17 protein-coding genes are annotated in these 20,935 nt (G+C 43.0%); 9 read left to right on the top strand and 8 right to left on the bottom strand.

The features are described from left to right. Positions 1-16 precede the first annotated feature (16 nt). The 4 genes from mreC to rodA are packed head-to-tail and all read left to right on the top strand — an operon-like array spanning position 17 to position 4,609. On the top strand, positions 17-868 hold the full coding sequence (mreC, locus tag H562_RS0101240) for a rod shape-determining protein MreC (RefSeq protein ID WP_027375845.1): 852 nt from the start codon (positions 17-19) through the stop codon (positions 866-868). After that, positions 865-1,371 carry a hypothetical protein gene (locus H562_RS0101235; RefSeq protein WP_027375844.1) on the top strand — a complete coding sequence of 169 codons (507 nt, stop codon included), beginning with the start codon at positions 865-867 and terminating at the stop codon, positions 1,369-1,371. Before mreC ends, H562_RS0101235 begins: the two co-directional genes overlap by 4 nt. After that, a complete protein-coding gene (locus H562_RS0101230) occupies positions 1,368-3,383 on the top strand; it encodes a penicillin-binding transpeptidase domain-containing protein (RefSeq protein WP_027375843.1) in 2,016 nt (671 codons plus the stop codon). Before H562_RS0101235 ends, H562_RS0101230 begins: the two co-directional genes overlap by 4 nt. Then, entirely contained in the window at positions 3,380-4,609 is a 1,230-nt protein-coding gene (rodA, locus tag H562_RS0101225) for a rod shape-determining protein RodA (RefSeq protein WP_027375842.1), read from the top strand. Before H562_RS0101230 ends, rodA begins: the two co-directional genes overlap by 4 nt. Positions 4,610-5,087: 478 nt before the next feature. On the opposite strand, the gene H562_RS0101220 is transcribed toward rodA, so the two are convergent. Together H562_RS0101220 and H562_RS0101215 are read right to left on the bottom strand one after the other, a co-directional pair. Beyond that, positions 5,088-5,771, bottom strand: a complete 684-nt coding sequence (locus H562_RS0101220) for a C40 family peptidase (protein WP_027375841.1) — start codon at positions 5,769-5,771, stop codon at positions 5,088-5,090. A gap of 317 nt (positions 5,772-6,088) precedes the next feature. Beyond that, positions 6,089-8,290 carry a glutamine synthetase III family protein gene (locus H562_RS0101215; RefSeq protein ID WP_027375840.1) on the bottom strand — a complete coding sequence of 734 codons (2,202 nt, stop codon included), beginning with the start codon at positions 8,288-8,290 and terminating at the stop codon, positions 6,089-6,091. A 232-nt stretch (positions 8,291-8,522) separates the two neighbouring features. Here H562_RS0101215 and H562_RS0101210 point away from each other — a divergent pair, with 232 nt between their 5' ends. The 3 genes from H562_RS0101210 (at position 8,523) to H562_RS0101200 (ending at position 12,972) form a co-directional block, all read left to right on the top strand. Continuing rightward, positions 8,523-10,214 (top strand): DUF6909 family protein, encoded by a 1,692-nt coding sequence (locus H562_RS0101210; RefSeq protein ID WP_027375839.1) that lies wholly within the window; start codon positions 8,523-8,525, stop codon positions 10,212-10,214. A gap of 103 nt (positions 10,215-10,317) precedes the next feature. Further along, on the top strand, positions 10,318-12,162 hold the full coding sequence (locus tag H562_RS0101205) for a M1 family metallopeptidase (protein ID WP_027375838.1): 1,845 nt from the start codon (positions 10,318-10,320) through the stop codon (positions 12,160-12,162). 51 nt (positions 12,163-12,213) lie between these two features. Beyond that, positions 12,214-12,972: a type III pantothenate kinase gene (locus tag H562_RS0101200; protein WP_027375837.1), complete on the top strand. Its 759-nt coding sequence runs from the start codon at positions 12,214-12,216 to the stop codon at positions 12,970-12,972. 42 nt (positions 12,973-13,014) lie between these two features. On the opposite strand, the gene H562_RS0101195 is transcribed toward H562_RS0101200, so the two are convergent. From H562_RS0101195 to H562_RS0101170, 6 genes are all read right to left on the bottom strand, one after another. Then, the gene (locus H562_RS0101195) at positions 13,015-13,446 is read right to left on the bottom strand and encodes a nucleoside deaminase (RefSeq protein WP_027375836.1); all 432 of its coding nucleotides are present in this window, start codon (positions 13,444-13,446) and stop codon (positions 13,015-13,017) included. 55 nt (positions 13,447-13,501) lie between these two features. Then, positions 13,502-14,131: an energy transducer TonB gene (locus H562_RS0101190; protein WP_027375835.1), complete on the bottom strand. Its 630-nt coding sequence runs from the start codon at positions 14,129-14,131 to the stop codon at positions 13,502-13,504. 167 nt (positions 14,132-14,298) lie between these two features. Beyond that, positions 14,299-14,940: a 50S ribosomal protein L25/general stress protein Ctc gene (locus H562_RS0101185; protein ID WP_027375834.1), complete on the bottom strand. Its 642-nt coding sequence runs from the start codon at positions 14,938-14,940 to the stop codon at positions 14,299-14,301. Positions 14,941-14,987: 47 nt separating this feature from the next. Continuing rightward, positions 14,988-15,926 carry a ribose-phosphate diphosphokinase gene (locus H562_RS0101180; protein WP_027375833.1) on the bottom strand — a complete coding sequence of 313 codons (939 nt, stop codon included), beginning with the start codon at positions 15,924-15,926 and terminating at the stop codon, positions 14,988-14,990. 89 nt (positions 15,927-16,015) lie between these two features. Next, positions 16,016-17,548, bottom strand: a complete 1,533-nt coding sequence (locus H562_RS0101175; protein WP_027375832.1) for an SGNH/GDSL hydrolase family protein — start codon at positions 17,546-17,548, stop codon at positions 16,016-16,018. Between the two features lie 15 nt (positions 17,549-17,563). Then, positions 17,564-18,802, bottom strand: coding sequence for an OmpP1/FadL family transporter (locus H562_RS0101170; RefSeq protein ID WP_027375831.1), 1,239 nt, complete (start codon positions 18,800-18,802; stop codon positions 17,564-17,566). Between the two features lie 386 nt (positions 18,803-19,188). On the opposite strand from H562_RS0101170, the gene H562_RS0101165 reads away from it, so the two are divergent. Both H562_RS0101165 and H562_RS0101160 read left to right on the top strand, forming a co-directional pair. After that, entirely contained in the window at positions 19,189-20,475 is a 1,287-nt protein-coding gene (locus H562_RS0101165; RefSeq protein ID WP_027375830.1) for a PSP1 domain-containing protein, read from the top strand. Then, on the top strand, positions 20,468-20,932 hold the full coding sequence (locus H562_RS0101160) for a gliding motility lipoprotein GldH (protein ID WP_456236131.1): 465 nt from the start codon (positions 20,468-20,470) through the stop codon (positions 20,930-20,932). Before H562_RS0101165 ends, H562_RS0101160 begins: the two co-directional genes overlap by 8 nt. The last annotated feature ends 3 nt before the right edge of the window (positions 20,933-20,935 follow it).

The raw sequence follows: 20,935 nt of genomic DNA, 5'->3' as shown, positions 1-20,935 counted from the left end.
TTACGAAACTTAACGGATGGGATTTTTGCTGAGATTATTTTCGAAGAACGGTCTGTTCATCTTCTTTATATTTCTGCAACTCATTGGTTTGGTCCTGATTTTCAGCAGAAACTCTATGCAGCAATCCTGGATCGCGGGGCAGACTGCGGCGTTCAACTCGCGGGTTTCCGGCTATATAGATGAGGGAACCTCATACCTGAAACTGAAACAGATCAACGAACAGCTCGTAGCGCAGAATAAAGCGCTGATGACGCAGGTATACGGTAAAGACGGTTCAGAGATCCCGCAGTTCCGACGCGTGCACGATACCATCGGCGGTGGCCAGATCTATTCTTTTGTAGACGGCGAGATCGTTTTCAACAGCATCAACCGGAAAGACAATTACTTCACCATCAACCGCGGAAAGAGAGACGGTGTATTACCAAAAATGGGCGTGATGGCTCCGCAGGGAATTGCCGGAATCGTGATCAACAGTACAGATTCCTACGCTTTGGTGCAGTCAGTTCTAAGTGTAAATAAAATCAAGATCAACGCCGCCCAAAAAAAAACCGGCTATTTCGGAACGCTGACCTGGCGCGGAAATGATTCGCGAATCATGCACCTTTCCGATATCCCAAAATATGTTCCGCTGCAGATCGGCGACACGATCATAACCGACGGTAAATCAGCCATTTTCCCCCAGGGAGTCATGATCGGGAAAATTGCCGGTTATGAAGTTGACAGCAAAACCGGTTTTTGGGATATTTCCGTAGAACTCAGCGAAAAAATGGGCAATCTGCGAAAAGTTTATGTAGTTAAAAATTTAAAGAAAGCCGAAGTTCAGAAAATTCAGGACACACTGCAGGCCACGATTAAAAGAGAAAAATAATGAGCAGAACATTTTTTACAGACTTTCTGATGATTGTTTTGCTGATCGCATTACAAATCTTTGTGCTCAACAGGATCACTCTTTTCGGCAAATACACGCCGGTGCTTTATCCTGTATTTGTTTTGTTCTATCCGTTCTTCAGGAATAAATTTCAGTTTCTGGCTTTGAGTTTTCTTTTGGGTTTGGGAATCGATGCATTTCTGTACACCTGGGGAATAAATGCAGTTGCCACGACAACCATTGCCTATTTCCGCACGCTGATATTCCGGACTTCCACTGACACTTCCACAGACTTTTTCTCATTTCAGTCGCTACAGTGGTCGCAATATCTTTTTTTTATTTTTGTAAGTATATTTCTGCATCAGTTTTTGGTTCAGTATCTGGAATTCTTTAAGCTCAACCGGTTGTTCGACATCTTCCTGAATATTTTGGCGACCAGCGGAATTTCATTTATATTTATATTACTCTACTCATTAGCCTTTAAAATCAAACAAAAAGTTTGAAATCACAATACCTTAAAATCACAGTTATATTATCGGTTATTGCTTTAATATTTATTGCAAGACTATCTTATTTACAACTGTTTACCGACCGTTATGCTTTAAACGCCGCAAACACTTCCATCAAAACCGAGTACATTATTCCGCAGCGTGGCGTGATCTTCGACAGAAACGGTAAGATCCTGGTGGGAAACCAGCCGGCTTATGAAATTTCTTTTACAGAAGCTCTTTTAAAAGCAGATTTCGATACGGTGGGATTCTGTAATTTAATGAAGATTACACCGCAGGACTTCACGGCAAGGCTGACCGCCATTAAAAAAGAAAAATACTACTCGAAGCTCACGCCGATGACCTTTATGAAGAATCTGAGCCGCGAAGAAATTGCCAGAATCCAGGAAATCATTTTTAAATATCCTGCCTTTAATATTGTTTCGCGACCTCAGCGGCAGTACGAAGTTTCTACCTCCGGAAATCTACTGGGTTATACGAATGAAGTTAATGACCGGGAAATTGCCAAAGATTCACTGTATTATCTGCCCGGCGATTTCATAGGAAAGACCGGAATCGAGAAGTCGTATGAAAAAGACCTTCGTGGCGAAAAAGGCATTCAGTATATTCAAAAAGATATACGCCTGCGCAATATCGGTTCCTATAAGAACGGCGCGCTGGATAAAGATGTGGTTACCGGAAAAGATGTGACACTGACCATTGATTATGACCTGCAGCGCATGGCGGAAGAAATGATGGTCAATAAACAGGGCGCGGTAGTTGCGCTAGATCCGAAGACCGGCGAAATCCTGGTGCTGGCCACCGGTCCCGACATCGATCCCAACCTTTTCGTAGGATCCGAAAAAACAAAAAACCTCTACCGCCTGCAGATGGATACGATCTATAACAATCGTCCAACTTTCGACCGATCGGTGCAGGCCGCGTATCCGCCTGGCTCCACGTTTAAACTACTGACTGCCGCAGCAGCAATGCAGATGGGCGTGATGACTGCTGACACGGTATATCCCTGCAGTGGCGGATTTTTCTACCGCGGCCTAAGAATTAAGGGGCACGGCGGTGCAGATCCGCTGATTCCCGCTATTCAGGTTTCTAGCAACTGCTATTTTTCCCATGCTTACATCTCGATCATGGACAAATATCCCGGTGACCCGTCGCGAGGTGTGGATGAATGGAAAAAGATCATGAGCAGTTTTGGCGTGGGTGAATATCTGAATAACGATATTGCGGTAGGGTCCAAAGGCAGGATTCCCACAGGTGCTTTCTATGAAAAACGAAGCGGTAAGAAAGACTGGAGTTCTGCATATACAATGAATGGTTCGATCTTTAATGGTATGGGACAGGGCGACGTGCTGCTTACGCCGCTTCAGATGGCGAATGCTGTGGCAGCAATTGTAAACCGCGGTTGGTATTACACGCCACACATTGTGCGCGCCATCGATGGGAAACCTAATCCGGATCCGCGCTTTAAAGTAAAACACAAAACACTGGTTGAACCTAAGTATTTTGAGCCTATCATTAAAGGTATGGAGGCGGTTGTACTCAATGGGACCGCTCGTGGTCTTAAGTCCAGCGATTTTACCATGCTTGCGAAAACAGGAACAGCGCAGGTGCCGCAGGGAAAAGACAACTCGATCTTTGTACTTGCCGCACCTGCGGAGAATCCGAAGATCGTAGTCGCCGCGGTGATGGAGCATGCAGGTTTCGGTGCTACCTGGGCGGGACCGGCGGCAGTTGCAATTGCAGAAAAATATTTGCTGGGCGATCTGAAGCGTGAGCAACTCTATAAAAAACTGGTGAATGCGAGTTTCATGCCCGAGTATAAAAGACAGTGGACAGTGGAACTAAAGCGGAAAGGCCTTTATAAAGAACCCAACCGCGATTCTGCGAAGATCGAAAATATTGAAGACAGTCTAAAATTTATTAAAGACCAAAAGATACGCGCCAGACTTTTATTGAAGAGAGATTCGCTGCGGTCTAAATTAAAAATTCAAACGCCGAAAAAATGAAGTGGACGGAAGGTCTCGATAAATTAAGCATATTTCTGTATCTCGCAATCTCACTTTTTGCGGTAGCGAACATCTACAGTGTGAATGAGGCTTTGGGACAGAAACAGCTTATTTTTCTTGGTATTTCTGTTTTCGTGGGAATGATCATTTTTTTAATGAGAACCAAGTTTTTTGAGAATTTCTCGAGTATATTTTATGTGGTGGGTGTTTTGTTATTGATCGGTTTATTCCCTTTCGGGACAGAAATTCTCGGGCAGAAAAACTGGTACCGTTTCGGTGGCTTTACCATGCAGCCCGTAGAATTTGCCAAAATCGGTGTTTCGCTTATGCTGTCCCACTATGTCGCCGGACCGGACTTTAACCTGAAAGCGCGCAAGTCGCTTTACACCTGCCTGGCCATTATCGCAATTCCCGGTGCAGTTGTTTTGGCTATTCCCGATGTGGGTTCGCTGCTGGTATTTCTTGCTTTTTTTATTGCGCTTTTTCGGGAAGGTTTGTCAGGCTGGTTTTTTGGCGTCATCGGCATTTTTGCGGCAGTATTCCTGGTTGCCCTGGCGATTGACCCTTTGTATGTAATTGGCGGAATTGCTTTAATTTATGCGTTTATAATTTTTCTTAATTACTATAAGATCCACTGGCATGTTTTTTCGATAGCAGGTTTTCTTGGCTCTTTTCTTTTGCTGTGTGGTTTGGCTTATGGCTCACCAACCATTTTAGAAAAGTTGCCGAAACACCAGCGCGAACGGATAGAAGTATTATATAAAGGAGAAAAAGCATTCCGCGACACCTCCGGTTACAATCTGCTTTACTCAAAAACGGCGATCGGTTCCGGTGGCTTTTTTGGGAAGGGATATATGGAAGGTTCCGTAACGCGCGGTAAATTTGTGCCGGAGCAGGAAACCGATTACATCTTCTGTACGGTTGGTGAGGAATGGGGCTTTTTGGGCGCCTCGCTGCTTATCCTATTTTACGCGATTTTTATCGGGCGCATCTATTATCTTTCCGAGAAGCAAAAATCCACATTTAACCGTGTTTTCGGCTATTGTTTCGCCTCTATTTTGCTTGTGCACTTCGCCATCAATCTGGGTATGGTGATGGGACTTTTCCCCACGGTTGGGATTCCGCTTCCTTTCTTCAGTTATGGTGGTTCATCGCTGCTGGCGTTTTCTATAATGACTTTTATTTTCTTTAAGCTCAATTATACGGACCGAAACAGTCTGGTGTAATAATTGGGCAAAATCCTCGGCACCCCGAGACATTCAATCCCCAGCTGGACGCATAACAACGAGGTCATAATCCTGAAAGCAACATTCTTTCCCTTGTTCCACTCCAGAATTAGAAAAGCCGGCTGGGCCCGATTCTTAGGGAGTTCGAAGTGGTATCGAATGAAAGATGTGATCTGCCATTTATTTTTTTCGAAGGTTTTGCACAATACATTTGTATTTAACCGTTTTCTGCTGACTTACCAGACACCACGCTTTGGTGGATTCAAATCTCATCCCTGAACATTTGTGTTCAACTTATAGAAATTACGGAACGGTATACCTCTCCATTAAAAATACAACGACGGTCACAGCGTTTCCCGACTGTCTCTACTACAAATTATTAACTGTCTCAAGTCATCAAAAAAAGATTTCCTTAGAAGATGATGCATAAAAAAACCACCTTAGTGGTGGTTTTGATCAATTATTTAAGTGCTTGTGTCTAGTTTTGTGCAAAGTTACTGAAGTTCTCCTGCGATACCACTCTCTTTGCGAATCTGAATTTTGGTCCCCAATAAGAATCATTAAGCGAAGAAATCATCACTCCTCTGGAAGTCGCGGCGTGGATAAATCTCACCTCACCGTTTTCATCTACACTTTCTACGATACCTACGTGGGAAATTCTGCCTCTGCTGTGGGAAAAGAAAACCAGGTCTCCTTTCTGTAAGCTCCCTTTTTCGATTTTCTCACCCTCCTGCGCCTGGGATGCAGCCACTCTTGGTAAGTTTACGCCTGCTACAGCACCGAAAACTGAAAGTACAAAAGCAGAACAGTCGATTCCGTTTCTTGTAGTTCCGCCATATCTGTAAGGTGTTCCTAAATAAGATTCGGCCTCTATTAAGATATCATCGATTTTTTTGGTGAATTTTACAGTCTTGGCGATCTCGTCATTTTTCAGTGAAGCTTCAAGAACCTGGGCGGCAACGATATTTTGATCTTTAAAACTGTTGAGGAGCTGTAATTTTGCTGTTTCTAATTTTTTATTATCTAGAGCAGAAAGTTTGGCATTAGCTTTGTATTCATTAGAGTAAGTTGTGGGAGCTGAAACTACGTAATTACTGACACATGACTGTAGAGAAAAAGTAGTTAAAACACTTACGACTAAAAACAGAACTCTTTTATTCATATATATTAATTATCAGTGTTAAAAGACATATTTGGTTTTAAATGCAAGGCAAAATTAAGTATTACACTTCGGGGAGGGGTTAAAACACCTATTCTGCAAAGTCCTTTTAACACATTTTAACATTTTTATTATTAATGTTAATATTAGATTAAGCGCAATCGCCCTATTTTGGTGATTGCGTTTTTGTTTATATTAAGATTCGTTAACATTTATAATTGTTATCTATATCTTAAATTTAGCAGCTCTATAACTGGCCATTACATCAAAAAAAATCCTGCGACATTTGCAGGATTGTAACTTACAGGATTGCTTGCTATTTATCTGGTAAATAGTAGCTCGCGGTATTTGGTCATCGGCCATAATTCGTCGTCTACCACCATTTCCAGCGCATCCGATGAATCCCGGATACGGTCAAAGAGTGGCTTGACTTCGGTACAGAAAACCTCCGCCATTTCCTGCGAATTTGTACTGGTTTTTGCTTTTGCAGTAGCCTCAATCAATTGTTCCACGCCTACTTTCATAATAGAAACGTGTTCGCTGATCTCTGCGATCATATTCATCTGCTCCTTTGCCAGAGCTTTGAACTCACTGTCGCCAAATATTTCTTTAAGTCCTTTCACATTTTCAATAAGCCTGTTCTGGTAATTCAAAGCACAGGGAATAATGTGGTTTCGTGCAATATCGCCCAAAACAGTAGCTTCAATTGAAATTACGGTCGAATATTTTTCAAGTTTCACTTCGTTTCTCGCTTCAATTTCACGGTGCGTATAAATATTCAGGTCTTCATAAAGTGAAATAAATTTCGGATCCATTTCCCGTTCCAGCGCTTCCGGAGTGGTTTTCAGATTGTTGAGGCCACGTTCTTCGGCTTCCTGCGCCCAATCGTCAGAATATCCATCGCCTTCAAAAAGAATATTTTTTGACACCTTTATATATTCACGTAAAATATTAAATATGGCCTCATCTTTCTTAAGACCTTTTTCTGCGATCAGTGCGTCGACCTCTTTTTTAAAGGTTTGCAGTTGTTTCGCGGCAATTGCATTCATAACAGTCATTACTTCTGCACAGTTCGCAGAGGATCCCACAGCGCGGATCTCGAACTTGTTTCCGGTAAAGGCAAATGGCGAAGTTCTGTTCCTATCGGTATTATCCAAAAGTATCTCCGGGATCTTGCCTACCACATTTAATTTAAGTTCGGTTTTTTCTTCGGGCGAGAGTTTGCCGTCGGTTACTTTTTCAAGTTCTTCGAGTACGCTGAACAGCTGTGTCCCAATAAAAACAGAAATGATTGCCGGCGGTGCTTCGTTGGCGCCTAGCCGGTGGTCATTGCTGGCGGAAGCGATGCTGGCGCGCAGAAGATCCGCATAATCATGAACCGCTTTAATTGAATTCACGAAGAAAGTAAGGAACTGAAGATTTTTCTTCGGATTTTTTCCCGGGCTCAAAAGGTTTTCTCCGGTGTCTGTGGCAAGACTCCAGTTATTATGTTTTCCGCTGCCGTTAACACCTGCAAAAGGCTTTTCATGAAAAAGGATGTGGAAGTGATGCTTGTGTGCAACTCTCGCCATAATATCCATCAACAGGGAATTATGATCCACGGCCACGTTTACCTCTTCAAACATCGGCGCGAGTTCAAACTGGTTCGGCGCCACTTCGTTGTGTCGGGTAGTAACGGGAATTCCTAGTTTCATCGACTCGATCTCGAGCTCCTTCATAAAATTCATTACGCGTGTCGGGATCGATCCAAAATAGTGATCATCGAGCTGCTGCCCTTTTGCCGGCGAATGCCCGAGCAGCGTTTTGCCTGTAATCACCAAATCCGGTCTCGACTGGTACAGCGCAGAATCTACAAGAAAATATTCCTGTTCCCAACCCAGCGTTGCGGTAACTTTGGTGACATTTTTATCAAAATACGCACGGCAAATTTCTGTGGACGCATTGTCGACCGCCTGTAAAGCCTTTAACAGAGGCGCTTTATAATCCAGTGTTTCACCGGTATAAGAAATGAAGATAGAAGGTATGCAAAGTGTGGTCCCAATGATAAATGACGGTGATGACGGATCCCAGGCCGTATATCCTCTGGCCTCAAAAGTATTCCTGATTCCGCCATTTGGGAACGAAGAAGCATCGGGTTCCTGCTGGATCAGCATGCCGCCTGAAAATCTTTCGATAGCGCGGTCACTTTCAAAAGGCGTAAAAAAAGAATCGTGTTTCTCGGCTGTGGAACCCGTCAAAGGCTGAAACCAGTGTGTATAGTGTGTAGCTCCTTTGCTTAGCGCCCAGTCTTTCATTGCTACAGCAATCTGGTCCGCTACATCGCGCTGGATTTTTGTTCCAAATTTTATCGCATTCTGTATGGATTTAAAAGCTTCCTGCGTCAGATAAGAACGCATGGTCTCTTCCGAAAAAACATTCTGGCAAAAAAGCTCCGATAATTTCGCCGGAACTTCAACCGCGTTGTCTTTTCTGAAATCTTTGAACGAAAGCATTTCTAGTGCCTTGAATCGTAAATATGCCATAGTGGTAGTGTTTTGTTCGGCAAAAGTACGCAAAAAACAAAATAAATTATCACACACCCCCTAATTTTTTAGGGGTGTTGTATAAAAACTTTTAAATTATGTAAAAAAGCGAAGTCATTAGTTACCTTCTAACTGTTGTTTTTGATTTGGAGTGATGGATATCATTCCCCTGAAATAATGTCTGTTTTCGGGAATTTAACAGATATGTGCTATCTTTGCTAAAAGATACACTATGGTAAATTCACGTGCTAGAGAAACGACAGAAGCAATCGAGCGTTTGTATGTTTCTATGCGACACTTATTCTATCGCGGCTTTTTCAAACCATCCGGGATCTCCGGCGAAAGTCTCCGCTCACTGCTCACAGTCATTAATCCAGAAATTTACGGAACCATGGGCGTTCCGAACAAAATAGAACTCAACGGACTGCACTATGTACTCGACCGTTTACCGGAAGGTATTGAGGAATGCTCCTTCATACACCTAACCTCCGATGAAGGTTTTGAAAAAGGAAGTTTTGAAGTCATCGTGCCAAAGAAAAGAAGACGGAACTGCTACCGGATCGACGAGCATCAGATGAATATTGAAGTTTTACTCGGCCGTTCGGAAATTTATGATATCCTTACACACCTTACCTTTCTTTATATAGAAGCGGACAAGATCCGCGAACTCGCTTTCATTTCCGATGAAGGTGATAAGCCAACGCGTGCCTGGAAAATTATTGAAGAAGTTGCCAAAGGCGAGAAAAAATTCAGCAGAAAAGAAAAGGAAGTGGCCCTGATCCACCTGTCATCGCTGTTGGGACGAACTTTCGATGAAACATTGAATGCCTACAACAGTTTTGGCGACGATGCCAATCCGGACCGCCTGTTTAAAATCATTTATCACCTCGGTAACGAAAGCTTTAACGACTATAAAAAGATCCGCGAACGCGAAGTTTACTTCTCCGCCATTCTGCGCGAGAGAGTCGGTCACCATTTCTTTGGTGAAAAGTGGGCAAATAAAGTTAAACAGGTTCTGGCGGAAAATGACCTGCACATGCGGCCTCTGCATATTATCTCCGCAAATATGCACTCGGTGAAAAATATGCTGTATGCGAATGATGCCGTGGGAAAAAAGACCACTAAAGCGGTTGACTATAAGCTTTATGAGGAAATCTCCAACAAGAAATCCCTGCAGGAGAAGGTGCTTACCCATTCCCAAAAAGCAGGACTTATATATATAGACGACCAAAGCGGCAGTAATATCGATGTACAGATCATTGATCTTGCAAAAACAGACCTCAGAAATACACCGTTTGCCGGCTTAAACTTTTCGGGTGATGATGTAGTGATGGTTTTCGATTATGCTTTTGGTGAACAGGCCTATGAAGTGATGGATGAACTTCTGCGTCCCTACGATTTTAATGGGGAGATCTATACCATGAAAGTGAAGTCTATTTCGATCATGGGTAAAGCCGGAATCCTAATGGGCGGTAAGGGCGATATCATGATACCGACTTCGCATGTTTTTGAAGGTACTGCCGACAATTACTCATTTGAAAATGCGCTTCATCTTGATGATTTCATCGATGATGAACTTCAGGCCTTTGAGGGAGGCATGATCACGGTGCTCGGAACCTCACTTCAGAATAAGGACATCTTAAAATATTTTATGGAAACCTCCTGGAAAGCCATCGGTCTCGAAATGGAAGGTGCTCACTATCAGAAAGCGATCCAGGTGGCGTCGAAAATCCGCCATCACATCTCGGAGGACCTTTTCGTAATGTACGCCTATTACGCTTCCGATAATCCGTTGGAAACAGGATCTACACTTTCGTCGGGCGGTCTTGGACTCACCGGAGTTAAACCTACCTATTTGATTACACTGAGGATTTTAGAGAAAATTTTATCATCCGCAGGAAAAAACAAAACCCTCGATAAATAAACCGTTCCTTTTAGAATTGGTCTCAACAAAAGCTTTTCCCTTCGCGGAAAAGCTTTCTTTTTTTAAATTTTGTTATCTTTCCATTTCTAAATTTTTAATTGATATGAGCAAAGGATTTCTTGTACTATTCACCTTTATTATCGGAATTATTTCAGCACAGCAAAACCCGTATTATCAGCAAAGTGCCAAATACAAAATGGACATTGATGTAGATGCGGAGAATTTTACTTACCAGGGAAAACAAACCTTAACCTACACCAATAATTCGCCCGACGAGTTGAATGTGGTATATTTTCACCTTTACTGGAACGCTTTCAAGCCCGGCTCCCTGATGGATCAGCGGGTCGCATCTCAGGGAAAAAACGGCGACTCCAGACTGCAGAAAGACGGGATTTCCCGCCTGGCGTCAATTCCCAAAGAGGAGGAAGGTGCGCAGAATATTCACTGGATCAAGCAGAATGGCAAGGACCTCACTTTCGAGATTCAGGAAACGGTGATGAAAGTAAATCTGAACACGCCGCTGAAAGCAAACTCTTCCACAACATTCACCATGGAGTGGGACGCCGTAATTCCCATGCAGATACGACGTGCCGGCAGAAATAACCGCGAGGGAATTGCGATGACCGTTACACAGTGGTATCCGAAAATTGCGGAATATGATTACGACGGCTGGGCGACCTTTGATTATATCGGCCGTGAATTTCATGCGCCGTTTGCTGATTTCGATGTGAATATTAAAATCGATAAAGATTATGTCATCGGCGCAGGTGGAACGCTGCAAAATCCTTTAGACGTAAAAGGTTACGACAGCAACGCAAAGATTAAAGCAGATCAAAATAATAAAGTCACCTGGAAATGGACCGCAAAAAACATTCTCGATTTTGCCTGGGCCGCAGATAAAGATTACACCGTAGAAAATTTTACTGTTTTAGACGGGCCGAAAGTATATTTCGTGTATCAGAAATCGGAAAAAACAAAACTTTGGGAGGAGTCAAAACCTTATGTTTCAAAATTCTTCCAGCTGATGAATGCGGCATTTGGCAGATACGTGTATCCCACTTATTCATTTATCCAGGGAGGCGACGGCGGTATGGAATACGGCATGTGCACTATGATCCTGGGTGAAGCAACGAGTTTGCAGGGTTTGCTTGGTCTGATGGTGCACGAAGGCGGCCACTCCTGGAATCAGCAGATCCTGGCATATAATGAAGCGGTGCGCCCCTGGATGGACGAAGGTTTCACCAGTTATTTCGAGAGCATGGTTATGCACCAACTCTTCCCACCTGCGGAAGCCACCGCAAATCCTTTTGTAGGAACAATAGACAGTTACCGTAATTTCGTAAAACGCGGTATTGAAGAACCGGCCGTGTGGTTTGGCGACCACCACGATAACGGATCTGCTTATTCGTTTGCATCGTATGTTAAAGGGGAATTGTTTTTGGTTCAGCTTGGCTATATCATGGGCGAGGAGAATCTGTCATTAACATTAAAGGAATTTTACCGCACCTGGAAACTAAAACATCCAACCGACAGGGATCTTATGCATATTGCGCAGCGTACTTCGGGCATGGATCTTAAGTGGTTTCAGAATTACTGGATTAATACCACAAAAACCATCGATTATGCTGTAAAAGATGTGAGCTATGGTGAAAATTCCACCACGATCACTTTAGAGAATAAAGGTTCGGTGCCCATGCCTGTGGATTTTTCTATTCTTACTAAGGATAAAAAAGTAATCAATTACCAGATCCCGTTAAACATGACACATGTGTGGAAGAAAAAAGATATTTACGGTGATTTTAAAACTTTGGCTTACTGGCCCTGGACGCAGAAGGAATACAGTTTTACAATACCCTACACAAAAGCCGAAATTGCTTTACTTGGTATTGATTTTTCCCAAAGACTTGCAGATGTGAACCCCGAAGATAATTTTGTAGAAGTGAAGTAATAATTCCAGTAAAATTTCCAAACTATTTTTAAGGATCAGTAAAACTAATGTATGAAGTCGATTGTAATTAACATCGGGAATACCAATATCCGGTTTGGCCTTTTTCAGGATGCGGACTGCGAGATCTCCTGGATCATCAATACAAAACCTTACCGTACAAGTGATGAGCTGCAGATGCAGTTTACCATGATGTATCAAACCCATCAAATTACTCCACAGGACATCGATAAGGTGATCATAGGATCTGTAGTTCCGCAGCTGACCTACGATATTTCCCGTGCGCTGCAGAAAATGCACGGTAAAAGGCCGGTTATCGTTGACCGAAACAGTCCTTCGGGAGTTCAGCCGAAATCCTCGCAGATGGGAACAGATATTTACGCCAATCTGGTTGCAGCACATAATCTGTATCCGGACCGCAAGAAGATCATCTTTGATTTTGGCACTGCACTCACCGCAAGCTGCGTTACGGAGTCCGGCGAAACCTTGGGCGTCATCATCGCACCCGGCATTATCACCGCACTTAACTCACTGATTCACGATACGGCACAACTACCGGAGATCGAGCTCATCAAACCCAAAAAAGTGCTTGGCCTGGATACGGTTTCGTGCATGCAAAGCGGCATGGTCTACGGATATCTGGGTATGGTAGAAGGTTTTATTGACCGGATCAATGCCGAAGTACAGGACAACTGTTTTGTAATCGCAACCGGTGGTGTTTCGCATGTCTACCAACCGTTAACAGAAAAAATCCAGGTGGCCGACCGACTTCATACCTTGAAAGGCCTATATTTTCTTGGCAAAGACCTTTAGATTCACCCCCAGATTTGTCATCATTAATAAATAATCTGCGGTTTATCTTTTATTTTTAAAGAAGTCTTTAACGACTGTCGCGCATTCTTCCGCCAGGATCCCGGTTACTACTTCAGTTTTCGGATGCAGCGACAAATTTTTATTGATGAAGCCTCGCTGTTCGTCACGCGCGCCGATCACAACTTTTGAGATTTGAGACCAGTTGAGCGCGCCACAACACATCACGCAGGGCTCCAGCGTGACATACATCGTACAGTTCTGTAAATATTTGCCGCCGAGAAAGTTCGCCGCGGAAGTGATGGCCTGCATTTCTGCGTGTGCGGTCACATCGTTCAAGGTTTCGGTCAGATTGTGCGCTTTTGCAATGATGCGGTCCTGAGAGACAATAATACAGCCGACGGGCACCTCATCATTATCCAAGGCAGTGCCTGCTTCCTGCAAGGCCATTTTCATATAATATTCGTCTGTAAACATGTAGAAAATTTAATGTAAAGATGTTAGCCGAAAAGTTTTTAAACTTAACTAAAAATTATTCAAACCGCATGGCAAGCGGCAGTCGGAACCGGTATCGGACCGCGCTTCCATTGACCATTGCGGGTGAGAACTTTTCGGGCAAAAGGTACATTGCGATTTCTGCCTGGCGGTTAAAGGTAAAATTATCGCCTTCCGCATGTACGGAACTGATGCTGCCGTCGCGCTCCACAACAAATACCACGTTGGTTTTCATATACTTCTGGTCGGGCAATATCGCATCACTGTAGAAGATTTCTGCGACCTGCTTCCGCAGTGTTTCAAAACCGCCCGGATATTTAGCTTCGGCATTCACCACAGTTTTTGGCGGATTGTTTTTGGCAGACTGCCCATGATTTGTGTAAGAAAGCCGTTGTAGGTCTTCCCGGTTTTTTACTTTAATTAAAGTTCCGATGAATGCAGTATTTTGTATGCTGTCCAGCTTCTTCATGAATTCTGAAAAATCATCTTTAATGGCGACTTTTGCAGAGCGGTCTTTTTCTTTATCAAACTTTTTTTTAAATTCTGAATTTAACATATACCGCTGATAATCAAAATATTTCTTCGCTGAAATAAACTCCTCGTTTTGCTGTGCAAAAGTAATCTTTGCGCTGAATAACAGTAGAAGTAAAAAAAATTTTCCCGACATTGTTTTCAAGTATGGCTGTAAAAATAATTAAATAAAATGAACTGCTGGCAAAAAGGCATTTCTTGCCAGATTCCCGAACGCAAATAATTATTTTGATGGAATGCATCTCATTAAAACACAAAAATCCCGCCATAAAAGACGGGATTTTCAATGTATATGCTTGAAATTTATTCTGCGCTTGTTTCTTCTGTTGCAGGAGTTTCACCTTCTGCACCTGCTGATTCTTCTTCATCTTCATCCTCATCTGCACCACCACCTTTCATAGCAGTTCTAGACATCTTCACAGCAACAACTACTGCATTTTCAGGATGCATAAATGTAAAGTTGTTGGTTTTGATATCACCAACGTACAATTTACTTCCAATTTTCAGAGCTGTAACATCTACCACGATCTCATCTGGTAAATTCCCCGGAAGGGCTCTTAATTTTAGTTTTCTGAATGACTGACGGAGCGATCCACCGGCAACAACACCTTTTGAACGACCGGTAAGTCTTACGGGAACTTCCATAACTACAGGCTTGTCTTCTGCCAACTGGTAGAAATCCGCGTGCAGGATTTTGTCTGTTAAGGGGTGAAACTGGATGTCCTGAAGTACGGCAGGAATTGTGTTTCCGTCAACCTCAATAGATACCGTGTGTGCTTCAGGAGTATATACCAAACCTTTGAACGCTCTTTCTTCAGCAGAAAAGTTCAGGGTTTCGGCACCTCCGTAAACAACACAAGGAACTAATTCAGCATCACGTAAAGCTTTAGTAGACTTTTTGCCCACGCTTTCTCTTTTTGTACCTTGAATTGTGATAGATTTCATTATAATATATTAAAAAATTTTAAGGCTGCAAAGATAGATTATTTTTTTTAAATAATAAATTTCTCGCTGATGGATTTGTGCTCATGAACCATCTTCATCACATCAGCAAAAAGTTCTGCACAGGACAGAACTTTTATTTTGGTGGTAATCTCGGTATTTACAGGGATGGTATCAGTTACAATAACTTCGGAAAGCTGCGAATTCTGGATGTTTTTATAAGCATCTCCCGAAAGTACACCGTGGGTCGCCATCGCCCGCACACTTTTGGCACCATTTGCAACGAGGATATCCGCTGCCTTGCACAGCGTACCGGCCGTGTCGATCATGTCATCAATAAGGATTACATTTTTCCCTTCTACATCACCGATCAGGAACATTTCATCCACTACATTCGCTTTTTTTCTTTCCTTGTAGCAAATCACTACTTCGGCGCCGAGGTGGCCGGCATAATTCTTTGCCCTTTTCGCACCACCCATGTCGGGCGACGCAATGGTTAAATTCTCAAGATTCAAGGAAAGGATATGGTCTATAAACAGTGTTGAGGCATAAAGGTGATCCACCGGAATTTCGAAGAAGCCCTGGATCTGATCGGCATGCAGGTCCATAGTCATGACTCTGGTGGCGCCTGCCGCTGTTAACAGATTAGCCACAAGTTTGGCACCGATCGGTGCTCTGGGCTGGTCCTTTCTGTCCTGCCGCGCCAAACCGTAATATGGGAGAACTACGGTAATACTTTTCGCAGAAGCACGTTTTGCCGCATCGATCATCAGAAGTAACTCCAACAGATTGTCGGCCGGTGGGAAAGTGGATCCTATTAAAAACACGCGTCCACCCCGGACAGACTGGTCGAGTATAGGTTCAAATTCGCCGTCGCTGAATTCCTGAACTTTAATTTTTCCAAGTTCCTGTCCATAAAATTGTGCTATTTTTTCCGCTAAAACCTTACTCGTTCTCGTGGAAAATAAATAGCTCGCCTGGTCGCTCATTTTTAATTTTTTTGTTGCACAAATTTAAAAAAAATAAAACCACTTGAAGAATTCAAGTGGTTTTAAAATAGTTTTAGTTCAGTTACCGGTTATGGAAATTTAACTCCGGAGTAGGAATTCACATTGACCATAGGCAACGTTGATTTATACTGCTTGTTGATCGCTTTGATGAATTCATTGGCTACCACGGCATAACCACGACCTGTAAGGTGCACCCCATCTAAAGAGAAAGTTCCGCCGGTTACAAATTTCGCTGTGTATTTTACACCATCGAACTGAATTCCCGACATTGCGTTTAATTCTACCATTTTTGCATTTGCATCTACAAAGGCTAATCCGTAAGTTGTTGCAAGTGATTTAATGGATGCGTTATATGAATCAATAGCGGTTTTTACAGCTGCAGCTTCTGTTTTGGTTAAAACATGCTGATTCTCCAGCGGGTAAGAGATGCCGTATACATTAATGCTTGCCGGCGCACCCGGTACTGCAGATCCAATCACGGATTTTGAAGTCAGTAAAACATAATCTTCGGCGGTGGTCTGTCTTGCCTGTCCATAAATCTGTCCGAATGCAGTTGCTGTTGGTAATCCCAAGGCTGGCGTAAGTGCTGCCGTGATCTGCGCTGAAAGATTTGTTAACGAAACATCTTTAATTAAGACAGGATTAGGAGCAGTTGCCGATAACAGATTAATACGGTCACCAGCTCCAAAAGCAGTCAGCGCCTGTTTCAGCGGTCCGTACAAACTGGTATTAAGTGTAGCCAGGTTTGCACCTAAAGCTGCAGGGGACAACGGATTGTAAGGTACTGTAGTAAAATACGGGATTGAAGTTACGTAAGGAATGTTCGCGATAACTCCCTGTGTTGCACCCGCCGTTTTCATAGTCTGCAAAATTGTCTGGATGGATCCGGCTACCACGGCAGGGTCTGAAATATCATTTGGTCCGTAAGTGGAAGGATCGGTGTTTCCTTTTCTGTCGGTACCCATTCCACCGCTGGTGGCATAACTTAAAACATCATTGTTACCAATCCATAATGAATAGAAGGTAGGTTTCTGTGCTACGGCATCAGCCAGAACCGAGGAAGTGGCGCTTGAGGAAAACCGCACATAATACGGATTTGCCTGACCTGTCGCTACGCCGGCGATATTGCCATAACCCGGAGCCAGGAGGTGAAAAGATTTAGCACCGGGCACTCCCATATTGTTCAGTGGTCCTGTGATTTTCTTTGTTACATCTGTGGTTGGAGTCGCTGCAACATTCACAATATCCGGTGCACCATTGGTAAAGGATTTTATGTAAAGTTTTGTGCCCTGGATTACATTTCCACCAAGTACAAGTCCTCCGTTTTCATCAGCCATAAGCGGCTGTACAAACGCGCCACCATCGGCACGCTGCATTTGCTGGGCAATCATATTCGGGTAAGATTCCATCTGCCCGCTGAGATAAAGTGCATTATCCCGGTAACCGGAGGTAAGGGAATTTCCCAGTGCAACGTAATTTGCAAAGTTGGCCTCGCCCGGCGAAACCGCAATACTGCTCACATCGGTATCAAAGTCTGTATTACAGCTTACTGTAAAAAACAATGCTGAAACAGCTATCGTTGAAATTAATATTTTTTTCATAATTAAATTTAAATCTTAAAATGCGTTGTAAGATAAACCTAGACCAAAATAGTATGCTTTGGCTTTAGCTTGTCCGTAGAAGTTGTTATAAGCGTTTTCCACTTTTCGGCTTTTCGGAAGTGCAATTCCACCTGCTACATCCAGGCCGAAATTTTTGGCAAATTTAAATCCTAAACCCGCGGTAATTACATTTGAATCGAAAGACGGAGTTTCTGCCTGGAAATTTTCGTCATCATAAGGTGACTGATCATAGTAGTACCCAGCACGCGCCGCGATCATGTCATTGATCTGGTACTGCGTGCCCACTCTCCAGGTCTGTGTACTTTTAAAGTTTTTCGGGCTGACCAAAACAGTTGGGTCGCTTGGCTGGTTACCGATAGGTGCATTTTCAAAATCCAGGGTAAGTCTGCTGTACCGGTCCCAACCACTGTAATTAAAATCTCCGGAGATCAACCATTTCGGTGTCACTTTATAAGTAGCACCGATCGTATACTCATCTACCAACGGTAAAGTTGCCTTAAAATTATCCTGACCGGAAGCGTTGAGTCCGAGAGAAGGATATAAAGCAGGGGAAATATCGAAACTCACCGTTCCGTTTTTAGCTTCCATATCAATCGGTGAGCGGTAAGCAATACTTACGTCGAGCTTGTCATTAGGCTGAAAATAAAACCCAATCCCAAAACCGCTGCCTGAAGCTTTATCATCTTTCAGGTTGAGTGTTCCACCCAGTTGAGTCACTGCCTTATCCCAGTTTACAGTTCCTTTTGCATAAATATAGCTACCACCAAACGAAACCCACGGCGCCAATTTCACGGAAACCATAGGCTGGAAATAAAAGGCTTTCAGCTCCAAACGCTGCACAATCTCACGCCCCGCCCAGTCAGACGGCCACTCGATGGTACTGCCAAAAGGTGTAGAGAAGTTGAACCCGACTGAAAAATTATCTAAAACCTTATACGCAACGGCTGCATAAAGAGGCGTTCCGATCGGACTGTCTGTTTCATAAGAATTAAGCGTTTCGAGGTTTTGATAGGTAACTATCGATTTGGCACCGAAACCGCCAGCTGCAATACTGAATTTCGAAGGAATAAAGGACATTCCCGCAGGATTGAAAAATGTTACACTAGCATCCTCTGCATGGGCACTGGTATGTGCCATTGCCAATTGCTTAACACCCTGTAATGAAACTCTGAAGCCTCCGGCGTGCGCAAGAACACCACCTAACAATGCTGCTGTTAAAACTATTTTTTTCATATAATGATTATTAATGTCCCAAATATAAAATTATTTTTTAAACAATTGTTAACAAACCATAATCTTTTTCAAACAATGCGTTTTTCGCCCTTCCTGTTTGAATTTAATTTTCATGAGAATCGAGTTTGAATCTAATACAGCCTGCCTTTCAGAACATTTTTACATCAGGTTTTGCGCTCTGTGTTTAAATTAAATAATAATGCTCCTGCGCCACATTTTAAAATAAAACTAAATTATATGATTAGCATAATATTACATACTTCTTTAAACATTCTATAAGTTTTCAATTATTTTATTAATTATTATCAAAGTAGTGGCAATGCAATTTCAAATCGGCAGCCACAAAATAAATTTATACTAAATTTGCATCATTAATAACAAAAAATATGAGTTGTGGATGTAAGACATCCGGCGATTCTGCCCATTCCTGCGGAACAAAATCCGCGAATGGCTGTGAAAGTGTAGATACCTGCGGAAATAGCTATAAATTAAGCGTTTTCGATTGGCTCTCGAATATCAATAATCCTTCTACCCAAACTGATTTTGTAGAAGTAAGATTCAAGAACGATCGTAAATTTTTTTATAAAAACGTACATCAGTTACCACTCCATATGGGGAGTGTGGTCACAGTAGAATCCAGTCCGGGACATGATATAGGTGTAGTAAGCCTCACCGGGGAATTGGTGAAAATTCAGATGAAGAAGAAATTCGTTACTGAAGATAACCCCCTGAAAATATACCGATTAGCAAACCAAAAAGACATTGAGGTCTGGCAGGCGGCGCGCGCAAAGGAAGAAACCGTAAAAATGCAGGCCAGAAAAATCGCCTATGGTCTGAATCTCGATATGAAGATCACCGATGTGGAATATCAGGGCGACGGCGGCAAAGTAACTTTTTATTACACAGCCGATAACCGTGTGGATTTCCGTATGCTGATCAAGGAATTTGCCGCGGCATTCCGTACGAAGATCGATATGAAACAAATCGGCTTTCGGCAGGAGGCTGCAAAAGTCGGTGGTATAGGATCCTGCGGCAGGGAACTTTGCTGTTCTACCTGGCTCACGGATTTCCGTTCTGTAAATACTAATGCAGCACGTTACCAGCAGTTAAGTATCAACCCTCAGAAACTGGCCGGCCAGTGCGGAAAACTGAAATGTTGTCTCAACTACGAACTCGACAGCTATCTGGATGCCCTGAGTGATTTCCCACCTTCTTCGACCACACTGGATACCCAAAACGGAAAAGCTTTCTGTATTAAGATCGATGTGTTTAAAAAGAGAATGTGGTTTGCCTATGTAGAGCGCTCCATGGCGTGGTTTAATCTGGAAGTTAAGGATGTGAAGAAAATGGTTGCACTAAACAAAAGCGGCCAGAAAACTCCACCTCTGGAAGAATTTAATATTACTGATATTCCGGTGAAATCTGTGGACCTAATTCAGGAAAATACCATCGACCGTTTTGAGCGGCGGGGGAAAAACCCAGGCAAGAATTCCAACAAAAGAAAACCGAATAACCAACAGAAAGGCGACAGGAAACCCTCTGCCAAAGGACCTGATAACCGCAAACCACAAGCACCGAAGAAAGGAACGCCTGAAAGCCGAAGCCCCCAACAAAACCAGGGACCGAAAAAGTTTAAAAAGAAACCTCAGCCAAGACGCGATGACACTGCCTAAATTTATTGCCTGCTGCTCCGTTATACTCCTGCTTTTCAGTTGCAACAAAAATGCAGAAAAAGTGGTAATGAACGAACTCAACGGCAAATGGGGAAAAAAAGAGATTCAGAACTTCCGGTTTGAAGTGACGGATTTTCAAAACCTAAAAAATATTATATTTGTTGTAAGGAACAATAATGAGTACCCTTACAGCAATATTCGGCTCATCGTTGATCTACGTAATGACCAGACGAAACAGAAAGAAGTGGATACCCTGAATTATATTCTGGCAAAACCCAATGGCGAATGGATCGGACAGGGTTTTGGCGAGACCAAGGAGACTCTTTTTCAGTATAAACTGAATTACAAATTTCCCCGCAACGGCAGCTATACTTTGGGTATGATCCAGGCGATGAGAGCCGACACATTACCGGGAATTGAAGATATTGGCGTAAAAATAGAAACAGCAAAACCGTAATTT

Source organism: Kaistella palustris DSM 21579 (genome assembly GCF_000422265.1).
Lineage (GTDB): Bacteria > Bacteroidota > Bacteroidia > Flavobacteriales > Weeksellaceae > Kaistella > Kaistella palustris.
The sequence above is the reverse complement of the archived record's forward strand: the minus strand, read 5'-3'. Positions and strand labels throughout refer to the sequence as shown.

Excerpts from the sequence above, each read along its gene's own strand:
- mreC (WP_027375845.1), top strand. The coding sequence starts at position 17 with ATGGGATTTTTGCTGAGATTATTTTCGAAGAACGGTCTGTTCATCTTC.
- rodA (WP_027375842.1), top strand. The coding sequence starts at position 3,380 with ATGAAGTGGACGGAAGGTCTCGATAAATTAAGCATATTTCTGTATCTC.
- H562_RS0101220 (WP_027375841.1), bottom strand. The coding sequence starts at position 5,771 with ATGAATAAAAGAGTTCTGTTTTTAGTCGTAAGTGTTTTAACTACTTTT.
- H562_RS0101215 (WP_027375840.1), bottom strand. The coding sequence starts at position 8,290 with ATGGCATATTTACGATTCAAGGCACTAGAAATGCTTTCGTTCAAAGAT.
- H562_RS0101210 (WP_027375839.1), top strand. The coding sequence starts at position 8,523 with ATGGTAAATTCACGTGCTAGAGAAACGACAGAAGCAATCGAGCGTTTG.
- H562_RS0101205 (WP_027375838.1), top strand. The coding sequence starts at position 10,318 with ATGAGCAAAGGATTTCTTGTACTATTCACCTTTATTATCGGAATTATT.
- H562_RS0101200 (WP_027375837.1), top strand. The coding sequence starts at position 12,214 with ATGAAGTCGATTGTAATTAACATCGGGAATACCAATATCCGGTTTGGC.
- H562_RS0101195 (WP_027375836.1), bottom strand. The coding sequence starts at position 13,446 with ATGTTTACAGACGAATATTATATGAAAATGGCCTTGCAGGAAGCAGGC.
- H562_RS0101190 (WP_027375835.1), bottom strand. The coding sequence starts at position 14,131 with ATGTCGGGAAAATTTTTTTTACTTCTACTGTTATTCAGCGCAAAGATT.
- H562_RS0101185 (WP_027375834.1), bottom strand. The coding sequence starts at position 14,940 with ATGAAATCTATCACAATTCAAGGTACAAAAAGAGAAAGCGTGGGCAAA.
- H562_RS0101180 (WP_027375833.1), bottom strand. The coding sequence starts at position 15,926 with ATGAGCGACCAGGCGAGCTATTTATTTTCCACGAGAACGAGTAAGGTT.
- H562_RS0101175 (WP_027375832.1), bottom strand. The coding sequence starts at position 17,548 with ATGAAAAAAATATTAATTTCAACGATAGCTGTTTCAGCATTGTTTTTT.
- H562_RS0101170 (WP_027375831.1), bottom strand. The coding sequence starts at position 18,802 with ATGAAAAAAATAGTTTTAACAGCAGCATTGTTAGGTGGTGTTCTTGCG.
- H562_RS0101165 (WP_027375830.1), top strand. The coding sequence starts at position 19,189 with ATGAGTTGTGGATGTAAGACATCCGGCGATTCTGCCCATTCCTGCGGA.